The organism is Sphingobacterium sp. UBA7631 (assembly GCF_002483935.1).
Classification (GTDB): domain Bacteria; phylum Bacteroidota; class Bacteroidia; order Sphingobacteriales; family Sphingobacteriaceae; genus Sphingobacterium; species Sphingobacterium multivorum.
The window spans coordinates 209,426-223,887 of record NZ_DLIX01000010.1; the positions used below are offsets into that span (position 1 = coordinate 209,426).

Genomic DNA, 14,462 nt, shown 5'->3' on the forward strand with positions numbered 1-14,462 from the left:
CCGAAAACAATTTGAAGTATTGGACAGTTACAATTTAAATTGTACTTTCATAGCGTTTTTAATAAAGGAAGATATTTACTTTTTATGATCACAACCAAGTATTTCAACTATCGACAAATATTTAATTTAGCGGGCGCACATTTAATATGGCTGACGCTTTGGTGTTCTTTGGTGGCGGTCATTTATTATTTTTTCAATTGGCAGTGGATGATAATTCCGTGGGTGCCATTGGCATTAATCGGAACGGCCGAATCTTTTTACGTTGGTTTTAAAAATAATCAAGCCTATGACAGGCTTTGGGAAGCCCGAAAAATCTGGGGTGGAATTGTCAATTCAAGTCGTTCGTTCACGGCTATGTTATATGCTTTTGATACCCAAGACGGTGATCATACCGATTTGGAGGAACGGAGGAAAAGAATCGCCTATCGTCACATTGCCTGGCTCTATACTTTTCGTGAGCAGTTGTTGGTCCCGACAGAGTGGGAGCATATCAGCATGAAAAAACATTTTGGTTCAATGAATGTGAAGCGGAACAGGTTGATAAAGGCTGGCTTTCCAGATTATAGTAGAACTTCGATTTTTTTGCGTAAATATCTTTCTGCGGAGGAGTTTAAGTTGCAGAGTGAATATAAAAATTTTGCGACTTATTTGATTTCTAAACAAGCAAAAGAAGTGAATGCGTTGAAAAATGATCAGATTATTTCGGATTTTAACCAAACGCAACTGCAGAATTGCCTGAATCAATTTTACGATTATCAAGGACAGGCAGAAAGGATCAAAAAATTTCCATCACCTAGGCAGTTTGCCAGTACAGCCTTTGTCTTCAATGTTATTTTAATCATTCTACTTCCTTTGGGCCTCGTGAATGAATTTGCGAAATTAGGGGACTGGGGTATCTGGACCAGTATTCCTTTTTGTGTGGTCATAGGATGGATTTATATTGTGATGGAATTGGTCGGCGATTATACCGAAAATCCTTTTGGAGGTCTGATGTTTGATGTACCGATGCTTTCCATTTGTAGGACCATTGAAATTGATTTATTGCAGATGGTGGGAGATGAGGATCTTCCGGAAGCTATTGCATCCAAAAACGGTGTGTTGGTTTAGAACTTCTTACAGATCTATTACCAATGTATTTTTTACCTCAGCGATCATAAAGGAACTGTGGGTGCTTGCAATGTGCTGTAAGCTAGTTAGTTTTGTTAACATGAAGCTGCGATAGTCTGCCATGTCCTTGACACAAATCTTGAGGATATAGTCGTAGTCACCACTCACGTGAAAACACTCGGTTACCTCTTGAAGGTTCATGACCTCTTTTTCAAACTGTAAGATATACTCCTTTTTGTGCTGTGTTAATTTTACGTGGCATAATACGAGGAAATCTTTTGCTATCTTCTTTTTATCAAGTATGGCGACATAGCCTGCGATAATTCCCGTATTTTCGAGCTTGCGGACTCTCTCATAGACTGCTGTTACGGACAAGTTCAGCTTGTAGGACAGTTCTTTGGTCGTTTGTTTCGCATCTTCTTGGAGAAAACGCAATAACTTAAGGTCAATTTCGTCAAAGTGCATAGATTATTTTTTTGTGTTTGGTATCAGTTTTTAAAGTGTTCAGATGTTTTAACTAATTATTGTTGATATAATAGATTTATATTCTAATATAGATAAAAATACTTGTGATATAATCTAAAATATCTCAATTTTAAAGATAAAAATATGGATAATTTTAATGCAGCAAATGAAATTCAAGATTTGCAATACTTTGGCGAGTTTGGAGGTGTGAATCCGTCAATTTCAGACAGCTCTACCTATACCTTTCTTTCCGCTAAAAAAATGTTCGACACATTTGAAGGGAATGCAGAAGGCTGTTATCTCTATTCAAGACATTCCTCGCCAATGAATTTGTATTTGGCGCAAGCTTTAGCAAAAATGGAGAATACCGCTGCGGCCAATGTAACATCTTCGGGTATGGGAGCGATCACAACAGTTCTTTTACAGTTATGTAAAAGCGGCGACCATATTATTTCCAGTAGGACGATCTACGGTGGAACTTATGCCTTTCTCAAAAATTTTCTCCCACCTCTCCAGATTGAGACAACATTTTTGGATATTAATGATGCCCACGAAATCGAAAGATCGATAAGACCTAATACAAAGGTGCTGTATTGCGAAAGCGTGAGCAACCCTTTATTGCATGTGGCTGACTTAAGAAAACTTTCAGCCATCTGTAAAAAACACAAGCTAAAACTGATTGTCGACAATACGTTTTCTCCGTTGTCTATATCGCCGATACTTTTGGGAGCAGACATTGTCATCCATAGTCTAACGAAATTTATCAATGGCAGTAGTGATACAGTAGGTGGGGTTTATTGTGGAAGTCAGGAGTTTATTAATGAAACGAAAAATGTGAACACAGGGACCTGTATGTTATTGGGACCAACGATGGACAGCTTACGTTCGGCGAGTATATTGAAAAATTTAAGAACACTTCATATACGGATGAGACAACATAGCTATAATGCGATGTATCTTGCCGAACGGTTTGAGAAAGATGGACTAAAGGTATCTTATCCGGGCTTACATTCGCATCGAGATCATGAATTAATGAAAAGTATGATGCATGAGACCTATGGTTTTGGAGGCTTAATGACAGTTGATGTGGAAACCACTGAAAAAGCCAATGAATTAATGGAAATGATGCAGGCTGAAAATTTAGGGTATTTAGCCGTCAGCCTAGGATTCTATAAGACGCTATTCTCCTGTTCAGGTAGTTCTACGTCATCAGAAATTCCTGAAGAAGAGCGCTTAAAGATGGGTATTTCCGATGGATTGATCAGGTTTTCCATTGGCCTAGATCAAGACATTGAGCGCACTTATCAAAAAATGAGAGCATGCATGCAAAAGATTGGGATTCTACAATAATGCGGATAATCGCCATTAGTTGAATAAAAAGTTCACGACGACAGAGAGGATCCGTAAACTGTTTCGACATTTTCTACAAAAATAGTTTACGGATGTTCTTGTGCAATGCTGGTTCGCTGATCCTGAGAAATTCATGAATTAGGTCCTCACTTGTGGGCGGTCGATGTGGAAAGGCATAGTGCTGTAAAAAAGTCCTCAAAGCAGTATTTATTTTTTGTTCACCTATCAATTCATGTAATTGATACATGGCTAAAAGGCCTTTATAATAGGCAACGTTTGTATTTCCAGGGGATACTCTCATTAAAGCTTCGTCTACACTGTTTGCTTTTCCAATGTCATAAAGATCTTGATACATTTTGACCATTTTCTTTACTCCTTCGGGACCATGTTTGTGTTTATAACACATTAATTCGGTATACATAGCGAGCGTTTCTGTTAGCATTGTAGCGCCTTCTCTCCGGTCATCGGGGTCAATTTGACTGTTACCCCACCATTGGTGCGATAACTCATGGCCGGCAAGTTCATTAATGACGTCTCTTGTTTTTTCGCGACGTAGATCTGAATGAAAGGTCATGTTCTCATTCATAAAAATCATACCGGGATAAGCCGTCGCGTTAAATCCACTAACAAATCCAGATATTTCGACGAAACGTATGCTTTTAAATGGATATTTTCCAAAGTTGTTTTGACAATAGGCTAAAGTTTGCTTTGAGTCGTTTATAAGTTGTTTAACATTCTCCGCGTGTTTGCTGTCATAATATACCTCGATGGATATATTGTCGTAAGAGGATTTTTCAACCATATATACAGCTGATGATATTCCGAAACGGAAGGGAATTGGTCCTGTTGATTTATAGTGAAAAAAGTTTCGATTTCCTTTTTGCCATTTTCTGATAAATTCTCCAGTCGCGATACAGGTTTGGTCACTGTCACTCGAAATAATTGTTTCAAGGTCGACATATCCATAGTCGTAGGGAAGAGCATCAGGCTGTTCTAACTTTTTTAAAGCGCTTGCTTTTCCCAGCGCTCGCTTTTTACGCTCAAGTGGGTCTTCTATTTCATTTTGGTGCTGATAACCAAATATGGGGTAATAGCGACTGATACGCATAAAAGAACCATTAGCTAAGATAGCATTCATGGGATCGTGACGATTGAACGGTGTCCATTTGTATTTTATTGTAAATTCCATTGTAATAGAATCTCCAGGCATGAAGGGGCTTGTTAGTTTAAATCGGTGGTGACCATAGGTGCTGTCGGTAGCTTTTTGTACGGCGCGGTCTATGTTGACATGTGCTAATTCCATAGGAGGATCCGTGTAAAGTAATAGACTATCCAGCGGAGCGGCTGATTTATTGACTAGCTTATATAGGCCACTAATGATATATTCATTTGACGTCGGATAAAGATCTATTTCGGTTTTGACCGAAACGATCGTTGGCTGGGGAATATGCTGATAGTGCCTGTATTTCTGTTCATAATGTTGCATCCAATCGATTTCCGCTGCTGAATTGCCGACTTGAGTTCGCTGATAGATGAAATGGCCTGAAATCAACAAGACAGCAACCATTAACACAGCGAAGACCTTTAACTTTGAATGCGATTTTAAGTTTACTGAAAAAGATCTTGCCTTTTGCCGGGTGAGCGTTGTGCCAATAGCGATAAGGGCCGAAAAGGAAGTCCAGTAGATCATTTTAAAGCCAAATGCATGCAGATAGGCGCCAAACCCATTCATGTCGCCGCTATAGTTTAAGGGTGATTTTGCAAAACGGAAAAGTGGATGCTCTATGCCAAGCATGGTACCAATAAAGGAATTGGTCAATGCAAAAAACAAGACTGTCAAAAGTAATGCTGGATATTTTAGTCCCACAATAGTCTGTATACTGATAATAACTGAAGCATACAGTAGAGATGGGACTCCAAGGATATAAAAAAGACTTAGATATAGATTCCATTCAATTTTTGGATATTGGAATATAAGTTGAAGAACCATGCATTGCAGAATGCTTATTGTAATAAGTAATAATGCAATACAGCACAACGAGATCCACTTGGCCAGCATGACAACTGTTACTTGTACTGGAGTGCTGTCTTCGAGTACATATATCCGCGTACTTCGAGATCTCCAGACTGTTTCCATGCCATAAAAAGATAGGACGGAAAGTAAAAAAAGAGGAAAGCTATTGATGATGTTCCGAACCATTAATCCCGTGCTGGCATAGCGTTGTGGTAGGCGCATTCCTGCATCGATGTTACTGTATATTTCCATACCTAGAAAAAACAACCATAGCGCAATGACAACGACAAAGGGTAAACCTTTTAGTAGGGCTCGAAGGTCAATCTTTAGAAAGCTATAAAGCGTATGCCAATCATAAAGCCAACCTTTTTCGGATATGCTTATTTGTCCCCTAGGAAGGATTGGCTGGTTTCCAGCCTTTTGCAGCGGCGGTTTTATATTCTTTTTTGTCGTGCAATGAAAACGTGCTCGACGGATCGCAAGTAACGTCAATGCAGATGAAAATACAAGTAGACCAATCCGGTTTATCAAAAAATTTCCTTTGAGCTGGAGCAATGTCGAGTTTTTCAAAGCTGGGCTCCATGACTGACATTGTTCAAAGAAAGCAGCCAGACCAAAAGGGTCGACTATGGCCATCCGGCTCATGGTCTCGGAGGAAACGGGGGATGCGTTGGCAAATAATGGCGAATTCGAAAATAAAGAGACAGCGAAGTATAGGATATAAATGAAAACTCCCGAAAGAAAAACAAGCATTTTACTACGGCTGGTCCAAGCAATTGCACTAACAGTTGCGGTGCAGAAAAAAATATTTGGAAGGACGAGTAGTATATAGGGCTGTAGGTAGTTGAGCATACGGAATGGCATAAATTTCTCATGTTCATCTCCTTGTGAAGCATGACCGAGCATCAGCCCAAGGATAAAGAATAGAAATGTAAGGGCCGTGATCAGAAACACCAGCACAAAACGACTCAGTTGAAAAATATTTTTATTGACCGGGGTTGTATACAGGAGTGATGAAAATCGTGCATCTATTTCACGTAAAAATATTTGTGATGAAAAAATAACGATAGTAAAGATATTCAATAGCGATACTAATCCTATGGTGTAAGTTAACACAAAGGGAGAATTGGCGTAAACACCGGCAAATGAAAAAGAAGCTATGACACTAACCCAATAACCAAATGCAAAAAAACAGCATAATAGTGCCAGAAACCATTTTTTTGGAAAGTAAAAGCTGACTTCCAGTAGAAAGTAGTCGATAAACATGGCTATACAATTTGAGATAAATGTGTGAAATAGACATCTTCAAGATCAGGTTTAATTTGCTCAAAACCATTCCCTGGGCTTTTTGTGGCATAAATATGGATGTCTAGACGCCCCCCATGTAATTGGGCCGATAAGGTGGGAAAATTTTCGTTAAAATAACGTAATTCATTCTTGTCAATCGTTTTTGCCCAAATACGGCCTTCCAACGATTTTAAAAAGTCGTTGGGTGCGCCATTGACCATCAAACTTCCGTTATTGATAATGGCCATTTGAGCACAGAGGCTTCGCACATCTTCCACTAGATGTGTTGAAAGGATCACTATCATCTGTTCCCCGATTTCACTAAGTAGATTGTTGAAACGATTGCGCTCTTGCGGATCGAGGCCCGCTGTGGGTTCGTCTACAATGATAATTTGAGGCGAACCCAACATCGCCTGCGCAATACCAAAACGTTGCCGCATTCCTCCCGAAAAATTGTGAACTTCTTTGTCACGGAATTCGTAAAGATTTACACGTGCGAGCAAATCTAATATATGTTCTTTTCGTCCCTCTTTTTTAATTCCTTTAAGTACGGCAAGATGATGCATGAGTTGATAAGCCGACAGATGCGGATATACTCCAAAATCTTGCGGTAGGTAACCGAGCTGTTTTTTTATAAAAGAGGGCTCATTTAAAATATTGACATCATTCAATACGATGGAACCGGTATCTGCCTGTTCTAAGCCGGCAATGATCTTCATTAATGTCGATTTTCCAGCTCCATTTGGACCTAGCAGTCCAAACATGCCCTGACCGATATGTAATGAAAGTCCCGTAATTGCTTTCACCCCGTTAGGATACGTTTTCGAAAGATTCTGGATTTTTAACTGGTTCATAACAGACTTGTCTTTATACCCACATCGCGATCTGGGCCCTATTAATATTTAATGTCATGGTTTTATGCGCTAATCTGGCACGAATTCCAATATATCACCTGGTTGACACTCCAATACAGTGCATATCGCTTGTAGCGTTTCGAAACGTATTCCTTTTGCCTTTCCCGTTTTTAATACCGAAAGATTACCTTGTGTAATGCCGATTTGTTCTGCAAGTTCTTTGCTTTGCATTTTTCGTTTGGCCAGCATTACATCTATATTTACAACAATAGCCATGTACTAGATATATAAATCTTGTTCATCCTGTAAATGGAGGCCTTGCCGGAAGATTTCCGCGAGGAAAAAAACAAAAATGCCTAAAATGAAATGTACAGCAATGAGTATGGCAATACCCCCTTCGACTGTAACAAATACTGCAGCAATAGCCGTGCAGACGATTGGTAGCAATATATTTAACCTGTAATACCGTTTGAGTATAAGCAGGTGGAATTTGGTAAATAGCTTCCTTCGGGTAAACAATTTAAATATTTGCGCAGACAAGAGAAAAAAGATGGTATAGAATGACAGGGGTAGTAAGAATGAAAATACTTTGTACGATACGTTATTATCCACATTCATCAAGGGCGTTATGGTAAATGGATAGTTGATATGAAGAAACATTCCATTGCCATAGGATGCTGTGTTCCAGCCTGTCAGCAGGCATATCAAGGCATACAGGGTTATGATTAAATATAAGCTCCCTAAAAGTGAAGTTATATAGAATAAGATTCTGCCGATTATTTTTGTCCGGTTCATTATGTAATAATTTGGTTTGATACTGTAAATATATAAATAATTACCGTTATACGGTAATTATTTATTAAAATAGAATATTTATAGAGAAATGATAGGATGCTCAAACACTTACATTGACTTTGGCGCCTGCGAGAATGTGGAGGCTAGTGCGACATATTGACAGGAATTTAGATCGATCGTACAACCCTTATATCGATCCCTGCCAACAGCGATGCGATTGTCACATAGACATCACTATTTAAGAGGATAAGGGCTGTAAAAGTTAAAAAATATCTTTTGGCATATCATTAGTGATTTAAAATCAATACTTTAATCACTATGGCAAAGAGACTCTTACTGATAATATTCCTATTCGTTTTGGGGGATATCTATTTTTTTCAGGCGTTTAGTACGGTTATTCATGGTTCAATTTGGCACAACATGTATTGGGGGATTGATATTCTGCTGTTTTTGGGTGTTTTTATTTTAATTTTTTTACGGAGAACGGGTTATGATGTCCAGCAGACCGCCACAAGTCTGATCACAGCATTTTTAATTGTTTTCATCCCAAAATTGCTTGCAGTGCCCTTTTTATTTGTTGAAGATCTTATGCGTATTTTTAGTTCCTTTCCTCCACGAAGTCTATTTTTGAGTGAAATTGTATTGTTTTTGGCGGGAGCCATGCTGTTGGTTATTTTTTTCGGTTTAACGAAAGGTCGTTATTTTTATAAAGTGCGTGAGGAAGTCTTGACTTTTCCTGATCTACCTGCGGCGTTCGACGGTTTTAAAATTACACAGCTGTCGGATATTCATTCAGGGAGTTTATCTGATATCAAAAGAGTACGTAAAGGTATCGAATTGGCCAATGCACAAAACAGTGATCTGTTATTGTTTACGGGCGATCTAGTCAATAATAAGGCTTCCGAAATGGAACCCTGGGTTTCAGACTTCAATCGATTAGAAGCTCCTTCGGGAAAGTTTTCTGTCCTTGGAAATCACGACTATGGGGATTATGTGCAATGGGAAAGCATGGAATCAAAAGCCTTAAATTTGAATAGGCTCAAGGAAATTCATCATGAAATGGGGTTTAAATTGTTGCTAAACGAATCGATAGCTATAGAAAAGCAAGGCGAGCGTATCTCGTTAATTGGTGTTGAAAATTGGGGAAAAGGAGGGTTTCATCAATATGGCGATTTGGCTAAGGCAACTCTTGGATTAGAAAAAGATACGTTTAAAATTTTAATGTCTCATGATCCTTCACATTGGGATCATGTTACTTTGGACTATGATCAACATGTCCATTTAACGCTGGCTGGTCATACACATGGTATGCAGTTTGGGATAGAACTATTTGGGTTAAAATGGAGTCCAATTCAGTATTTTTATAAACAGTGGGCTGGACTTTATCAAAAACAGGGAAAATATCTTTATGTCAACCGTGGTTTTGGTTTTCATGGCCTAAAGGGGCGGATAGGTGTTTGGCCGGAAATTACAGTTATTACATTACGGAAAAGCGTTGCCTGATATTTCGGTATGAGATACAACACTCATCTATTAATCGATAAGGTTCATTTCAAATCGATAAGGTTCATTTCCTTCAATTGGTGAAACATACACTGATCTGCAGCATGGTGAGATCCTTACTGAAATTTTATTTAAATTTGACCATTTAATGGAAGATGAACCTTGATATTTATAATGTTAGTATCTTAACAATTTCATTGAAGCCTCTTTGTTGTGCGTGTTGCAACGGGCTTGTGCAATTGAAGTCCGGAATATCTAATTTTGCTCCGGCATCTTTTAGAATCTGAACGATTTCCTGATATTTTTTGCTTCCGTCACCGAGTATAATTCCTTCCATCAAAGCGGTCCATCCTAAGCGATTGACATGATCTAACGGAAAATTTTTAGTATTGGCCAATAATCTTACCGTTTCTACATGTCCACGTTCACATGCCGGTATTAAAGCTGTGCCATTATATCGATTAAATAAATCAAAGCGAGCACCGTGATCTAAGAAAAGCTTGACGAGTTCAACTTGCCCACTTGCTCCCGCGTATAAAAATGGGCTATCCATATTATCAGCCTGAATGTTGACATCGGCGCCATATTCTACCAATAATTTGGCCATTTCAAGAGCTCCATTGTTTGTAGCGATAAGTAGAAGAGTACGTTTGTTCGCATCTTTGCTGTTTACGTTGGCTTTACTTTCGAGTGCTCTTCTTACTCCCTGCAGGTCATTTTTGATGACCAATTGAATAATCTCTTCCTGGGACGAATTTTCAGTATAGGAGTTTTCTGTTAATGCCGATCGGCACGAACTTGTTATGCTCATCATGATCAGGAGTATTAAAGTTGTTTTCATCATTCTATTATGCTGTAATTTTCGATAAACTGTCGAATAAGTTTGACGTCTAGTACAAAAATAGGAGATAGGGCTGTTTTTACAATGTGGTTTTCATTCCATCTGTTGGACAATTTATTACAAGCGTGGATCTTAAATGTCGCTATTATTGGTCAAACACAGGCTGAAAGTGTACTCGTGTAGCTCCTGCTCACATACAATGTTAAGTCAAAGTTTGCGTTGTGATAAATTGTTCAAGCTTCGAGATGTATTCTGCAAAACATCCAGAAAAATCATCGCGACCTTTGTTTTGGTCATACTAAGTCATAAATGCGGAAAAAATAATACCGTTTCCATTGTCTAGTAAATTTTAGAAAAAAGAATATGATCAAAAGAAATATGAAAGCTAAAACATATATTTTAAAAAACGTACGGCTTGAGACGGGATTCGAGTTTGATGGAGAGGAAGTAATAAGTACAAATACCGCTTTATGCTGTGTAGAAGTTGAAGCGGGTAAGATCAAAGGAATCAAACCAAATACCCCAAATGCCAATGGAATCGATGCAAAAGGACATTTGATGTTGCCGGCCTTTAAGGATATGCATGCCCATTTGGATAAAATGTTGTTTGGTTTGCCATGGGAAGCAGTATCTCCCACGCGGCATACCGTAAAAGATATGATCGCGTATGAGCAAAAGATGATTCCTGAATGGTTAAGCACCTCGGTCGAAAGAACGGGCAAAATGCTGAATTTTCTGCAGGCATACGGAACTAATTTTATTCGTTCGCATTTCAATGTTGATCCAACATCTGGACTAAGATCGCTAACAAATTTAGAAAAGGCGCTTGCATCAAAAAAACACACGGTAGACGCGGAGCTGGTTGCTTTTCCACAGCATGGTCTCTATTATACGGATACCTTACCCATTTTGAAGGATGTTGCGAAACTGGATGCTGTTAGTTTCATCGGTGGAGTAGATCCGTACTCTTTGGACGGAAGTATTGAAAAAAGTATGGAGCAGATTACCCGGTTGGCGCTTGATAACGATAAGGGAGTTGACATACATCTCCATGAAATGGGAGAAAGTGGTCTAAAGACAATCGACTTTTTGATCGACCGAACATTGGAAAACCCCCAATTAAAAGGAAAAGCTTTTGTTAGCCACGCTTTTGCACTTAGCCGCCTCGCAAATGTCGAAGTCGAAAAAATTGCGGCGCGTCTTGCCGAGGCGGGCGTGGGAATCGTCTCCTCAGTGCCTTTTGGCAATATGATTATGCCTATTCCGACACTTCGAAAATATGGTGTGGAAGTTTTGATTGGAAATGACAATATTCAGGATCACTGGAATACCTTTGGTTCGGGAAACATGCTCCAGAAAGCGAATCTAATTGCTGAGCTGTATGGCTATGGAACAGAATTCGGCTTATCCAGAACACTCGCTTTCGCCACACGTTACAAATTGCCTTTGGATAATAATGGAAATCAACAATGGCCGAAAGTGGGCGATGAAGCCAGCATGGTGTTTGTTGAGGCAAGTTGTTCTGCTGAAGCAGTTTCTCGGATTTCACCGGTGACTTCATTGATCCACAAAGGCAATATTGTGTTCTAAAGTACGCTACTATCGGATAATAATTGCGTTCCGAACGCTAACTGCCTTCGGGATTCCAGCAATGTGTCGTTTCCTAAATGCCCAACCAATTGTACGTTATTGCGTGGAGAAATATTGAATTTAAGAGAACAATTTTGTTGAAGAGCCGGTTATCCTCATAACTGGCTTTTCACGTCTAAGGCCTTGCTGTAGAACAGATGTTTTTAGGAGTGGTCATTTGTAATTGAGGCGAGAATAATGTATGTTGGATAAAAAATAATTTATACGATGGAATTTTCACCATTTAATGAAGTTGTCAAACTTTGTCTAAAAGGAATACAACTGGAAGAAAGCGGTAGAGCGGAAGAATCACTGTCATTTTTTATGCAAGGTTATCGGGAGGCAAGTGATGACCATGAAAAGTTTTTTGCGGCTTATTTTGTATCGCGGCAACAGAAATCGCTGTCTGATGGTCTGAAATGGCTACACATAGCCTTAGAGCATGCATTGGTAATCAACGATGACCGGACGACTAGTGCATTACCCGGATTGTATTTGAAGATTTGCGCCTGTTACACAGGGTTAGGAGAAGAAGCAATGGCAAGTGAGTATGCTCGGCTGGCCTCTTCTTATAAAAATATCCCCTTTGATAAGGGACCTTTTTATCATGGGACAAAAGCAGATGCGCAAATCGGCGATTTATTGGTTCCAGGCTTCAATTCCAACTATCAAGCTGACTTAAAAATGAACCACATTTATTTTACAGGCTTGATGAATGGGGCTGGACTTGCAGCGGCACTCGCAAAAGGCGAGCGTAGCGAGCGCGTATTTATTGTTGAACCTACCGGTGATTATGAGCATGATCCCAACCTGACGGATCAGAAATTCCCCGGAAATCCGACACGTTCCTATCGATCTGAATTTCCATTAAAAATTATTGGTGAAGTTGCTGATTGGGCAAAACCCGGCACTCAGGAACTTGAAAAATTTCGTGATAAACTAGACGAGAGTGGCGGCGACATTATCAATTAAGAAATCACGAGTGCCTGCTCCGGCAATCGGAGTTATGTCTTACTGATAACAATCTTGCTGATAACTTCGAAGGCTGAAATTCGATAATCGTCGTCAAAAAATAAACCATTGATATAACGTTGGATCGGATAGAACAGATCGGCTGGCGTATCGCCGAAAAAAGTTTTGAAATCGTTCGGAATAGAATACAGGTCATTGTATTGCCCTTTGCCCAAACTGATACCGCCGATCTTTTTTAAATAACCGGTTATCTTATGTTTGTATCTATTGGAAAATGCTTCTTCCGTTTCTATGAAATAATCTTCAATATAAAAATTACGGATATCCTGAAGACTAAGGACGCTGTTTGGAGCAGGTTTGATACGTCTTGAATAGGATACATCAACCAAAATACAGCTGGCTTTACGGGCTTGGGTGAGATCGATAAAGTAGCCTTCATCGACCATAAGATGTTTACTGTCTTTATATACGCCGAGAAGCATTTCATTGATCTCGCGATCCGAATAATCTGCTATGTTAGAAGATCTTCCCAACTTTTCAAATGCGAGGCCACTGTCACTCCAATTTTTTCTAATTCTATTAAGCTCGTGCTGTTGAAAAGTTTTTATTTTCTCCATATATAATTTGTCTAACCTTACTTTTGGGAGTTTAAAGATAATTTTAAAACTTTACTTTCGTCAATCTTATCGGTTACTAAGTGCAATTTGAATCAAATCTAATTTAACGGAGTCTTTGTTTGCTGCTGTAGAAATGCGCGGACGCGCTATGTTGAGGAGGGATAAATACCTGCACCTAAGGTTCTCTATATAGGCATGCGTACATTAAACCAACTAGATGTATTGATAATAGGCCGTGTTGGGATCACGTCATAATCAATCGGGATGACCGGCAATAGTTGCGAAAAGCAAAACGATGACCTAAGTCAACAGTCCCTGCAGGGGAGTTTCCTATTCAAACCATTTTGATTAGATCATATCGATTCTCGGTACAATGCAATGAAGGAAGAGCCATCTGTATTAACAAATGGCTCTAGTAGTTTTTATTTTACAGCCTTAAGTAGGATATCTAAGGTGAATTCATCATCGATAGCGCGATTGCCTAAGTCGGAGAAAAAGCTTGCTGAACGATACTGTATATCAAAGTCCAGTCGATTTACTTTGACTCCGATAGCTTCAGCGGAAAGCCCATCTGCAGTTGTGGTGACTTTTGCTGGAAAGGAGATCGATTTTGTTTTATTCTTGATCGTCAGATTGCCTGTTATGATTGGATTGCCTTTGCTATTATCAACCTTACTGATGACAAATTTACTGTTGGGATAGGTAGGCACATTGAAGAAATCTTCATTTTTTAGGTGCCCGGTCAATTTAGGTGCATCAGTACAAGCCATGGAATTCATATCTATGGTAAAACCACCGCCGGTAATTTTCCCTTTTTCTGTCTGTACCGTTCCTTCTTGTATATTGATTGTTCCCACATGTCCTCCGACAACTTTTTTAGCATTCCATTTGATTGTCGAATTTTGCGTGTTCACTTTGTAGCTTATCTTTTGGGCGAAGGCCATTGATGTTAAGCAAATAATTGCTAGCGTTAGACTGGTTCTTTTCATTGAAATGATTTATATGAACTCAAATATACATGGTCTTGT

General features: G+C 39.2%; 13 protein-coding genes. 5 read left to right on the forward strand and 8 right to left on the reverse strand.

The window, feature by feature from the left end; translation table 11 throughout:
* Positions 1-84 precede the first annotated feature (84 nt).
* A complete protein-coding gene (locus tag B3P16_RS17250) occupies positions 85-1,107 on the forward strand; it encodes a bestrophin family protein (RefSeq protein WP_046672841.1) in 1,023 nt (340 codons plus the stop codon).
* A gap of 6 nt (positions 1,108-1,113) precedes the next feature.
* Here B3P16_RS17250 and B3P16_RS17255 read toward each other — a convergent pair whose 3' ends face one another.
* On the reverse strand, positions 1,114-1,572 hold the full coding sequence (locus B3P16_RS17255) for an Lrp/AsnC family transcriptional regulator (protein ID WP_070561076.1): 459 nt from the start codon (positions 1,570-1,572) through the stop codon (positions 1,114-1,116).
* A gap of 144 nt (positions 1,573-1,716) precedes the next feature.
* Here B3P16_RS17255 and B3P16_RS17260 point away from each other — a divergent pair, with 144 nt between their 5' ends.
* The gene (locus B3P16_RS17260) at positions 1,717-2,922 is read left to right on the forward strand and encodes an aminotransferase class I/II-fold pyridoxal phosphate-dependent enzyme (RefSeq protein ID WP_286843688.1); all 1,206 of its coding nucleotides are present in this window, start codon (positions 1,717-1,719) and stop codon (positions 2,920-2,922) included.
* Positions 2,923-2,995: 73 nt separating this feature from the next.
* Here the strand turns inward: B3P16_RS17260 and B3P16_RS17265 are convergent, their stop codons facing one another.
* From B3P16_RS17265 to B3P16_RS17280, 4 genes are all read right to left on the reverse strand, one after another.
* Positions 2,996-6,202, reverse strand: a complete 3,207-nt coding sequence (locus tag B3P16_RS17265; RefSeq protein ID WP_286843690.1) for a M1 family aminopeptidase — start codon at positions 6,200-6,202, stop codon at positions 2,996-2,998.
* A 2-nt stretch (positions 6,203-6,204) separates the two neighbouring features.
* Entirely contained in the window at positions 6,205-7,077 is an 873-nt protein-coding gene (locus B3P16_RS17270) for an ABC transporter ATP-binding protein (RefSeq protein ID WP_286843692.1), read from the reverse strand.
* A gap of 69 nt (positions 7,078-7,146) precedes the next feature.
* Positions 7,147-7,353 (reverse strand): helix-turn-helix domain-containing protein, encoded by a 207-nt coding sequence (locus B3P16_RS17275; RefSeq protein WP_046672837.1) that lies wholly within the window; start codon positions 7,351-7,353, stop codon positions 7,147-7,149.
* 3 nt (positions 7,354-7,356) lie between these two features.
* Positions 7,357-7,872: a DUF2975 domain-containing protein gene (locus B3P16_RS17280; protein ID WP_070561071.1), complete on the reverse strand. Its 516-nt coding sequence runs from the start codon at positions 7,870-7,872 to the stop codon at positions 7,357-7,359.
* Positions 7,873-8,190: 318 nt separating this feature from the next.
* Between B3P16_RS17280 and B3P16_RS17285 the strand changes: the two genes are divergently transcribed.
* Positions 8,191-9,375: a metallophosphoesterase gene (locus B3P16_RS17285; protein WP_286752049.1), complete on the forward strand. Its 1,185-nt coding sequence runs from the start codon at positions 8,191-8,193 to the stop codon at positions 9,373-9,375.
* A 169-nt stretch (positions 9,376-9,544) separates the two neighbouring features.
* On the opposite strand, the gene B3P16_RS17290 is transcribed toward B3P16_RS17285, so the two are convergent.
* A complete protein-coding gene (locus B3P16_RS17290) occupies positions 9,545-10,189 on the reverse strand; it encodes an ankyrin repeat domain-containing protein (protein WP_286843693.1) in 645 nt (214 codons plus the stop codon).
* 405 nt (positions 10,190-10,594) lie between these two features.
* On the opposite strand from B3P16_RS17290, the gene B3P16_RS17295 reads away from it, so the two are divergent.
* Together B3P16_RS17295 and arr are read left to right on the forward strand one after the other, a co-directional pair.
* Positions 10,595-11,806, forward strand: a complete 1,212-nt coding sequence (locus B3P16_RS17295) for an amidohydrolase (RefSeq protein ID WP_286843694.1) — start codon at positions 10,595-10,597, stop codon at positions 11,804-11,806.
* A 267-nt stretch (positions 11,807-12,073) separates the two neighbouring features.
* A complete protein-coding gene (gene arr / locus B3P16_RS17300) occupies positions 12,074-12,817 on the forward strand; it encodes an NAD(+)--rifampin ADP-ribosyltransferase (RefSeq protein WP_286843696.1) in 744 nt (247 codons plus the stop codon).
* A 32-nt stretch (positions 12,818-12,849) separates the two neighbouring features.
* Here the strand turns inward: arr and B3P16_RS17305 are convergent, their stop codons facing one another.
* Positions 12,850-13,434 (reverse strand): hypothetical protein, encoded by a 585-nt coding sequence (locus B3P16_RS17305; protein ID WP_046672834.1) that lies wholly within the window; start codon positions 13,432-13,434, stop codon positions 12,850-12,852.
* A gap of 422 nt (positions 13,435-13,856) precedes the next feature.
* Entirely contained in the window at positions 13,857-14,423 is a 567-nt protein-coding gene (locus B3P16_RS17310) for a YceI family protein (RefSeq protein ID WP_286752045.1), read from the reverse strand.
* Positions 14,424-14,462: the final 39 nt, after the last annotated feature.

Excerpts from the sequence above, each read along its gene's own strand:
- B3P16_RS17250 (WP_046672841.1), top strand. The coding sequence starts at position 85 with ATGATCACAACCAAGTATTTCAACTATCGACAAATATTTAATTTAGCG.
- B3P16_RS17305 (WP_046672834.1), bottom strand. The coding sequence starts at position 13,434 with ATGGAGAAAATAAAAACTTTTCAACAGCACGAGCTTAATAGAATTAGA.
- B3P16_RS17275 (WP_046672837.1), bottom strand. The coding sequence starts at position 7,353 with ATGGCTATTGTTGTAAATATAGATGTAATGCTGGCCAAACGAAAAATG.
- B3P16_RS17310 (WP_286752045.1), bottom strand. The coding sequence starts at position 14,423 with ATGAAAAGAACCAGTCTAACGCTAGCAATTATTTGCTTAACATCAATG.
- arr (WP_286843696.1), top strand. The coding sequence starts at position 12,074 with ATGGAATTTTCACCATTTAATGAAGTTGTCAAACTTTGTCTAAAAGGA.
- B3P16_RS17290 (WP_286843693.1), bottom strand. The coding sequence starts at position 10,189 with ATGATGAGCATAACAAGTTCGTGCCGATCGGCATTAACAGAAAACTCC.
- B3P16_RS17270 (WP_286843692.1), bottom strand. The coding sequence starts at position 7,077 with ATGAACCAGTTAAAAATCCAGAATCTTTCGAAAACGTATCCTAACGGG.
- B3P16_RS17255 (WP_070561076.1), bottom strand. The coding sequence starts at position 1,572 with ATGCACTTTGACGAAATTGACCTTAAGTTATTGCGTTTTCTCCAAGAA.
- B3P16_RS17265 (WP_286843690.1), bottom strand. The coding sequence starts at position 6,202 with ATGTTTATCGACTACTTTCTACTGGAAGTCAGCTTTTACTTTCCAAAA.
- B3P16_RS17285 (WP_286752049.1), top strand. The coding sequence starts at position 8,191 with ATGGCAAAGAGACTCTTACTGATAATATTCCTATTCGTTTTGGGGGAT.
- B3P16_RS17260 (WP_286843688.1), top strand. The coding sequence starts at position 1,717 with ATGGATAATTTTAATGCAGCAAATGAAATTCAAGATTTGCAATACTTT.
- B3P16_RS17280 (WP_070561071.1), bottom strand. The coding sequence starts at position 7,872 with ATGAACCGGACAAAAATAATCGGCAGAATCTTATTCTATATAACTTCA.
- B3P16_RS17295 (WP_286843694.1), top strand. The coding sequence starts at position 10,595 with ATGAAAGCTAAAACATATATTTTAAAAAACGTACGGCTTGAGACGGGA.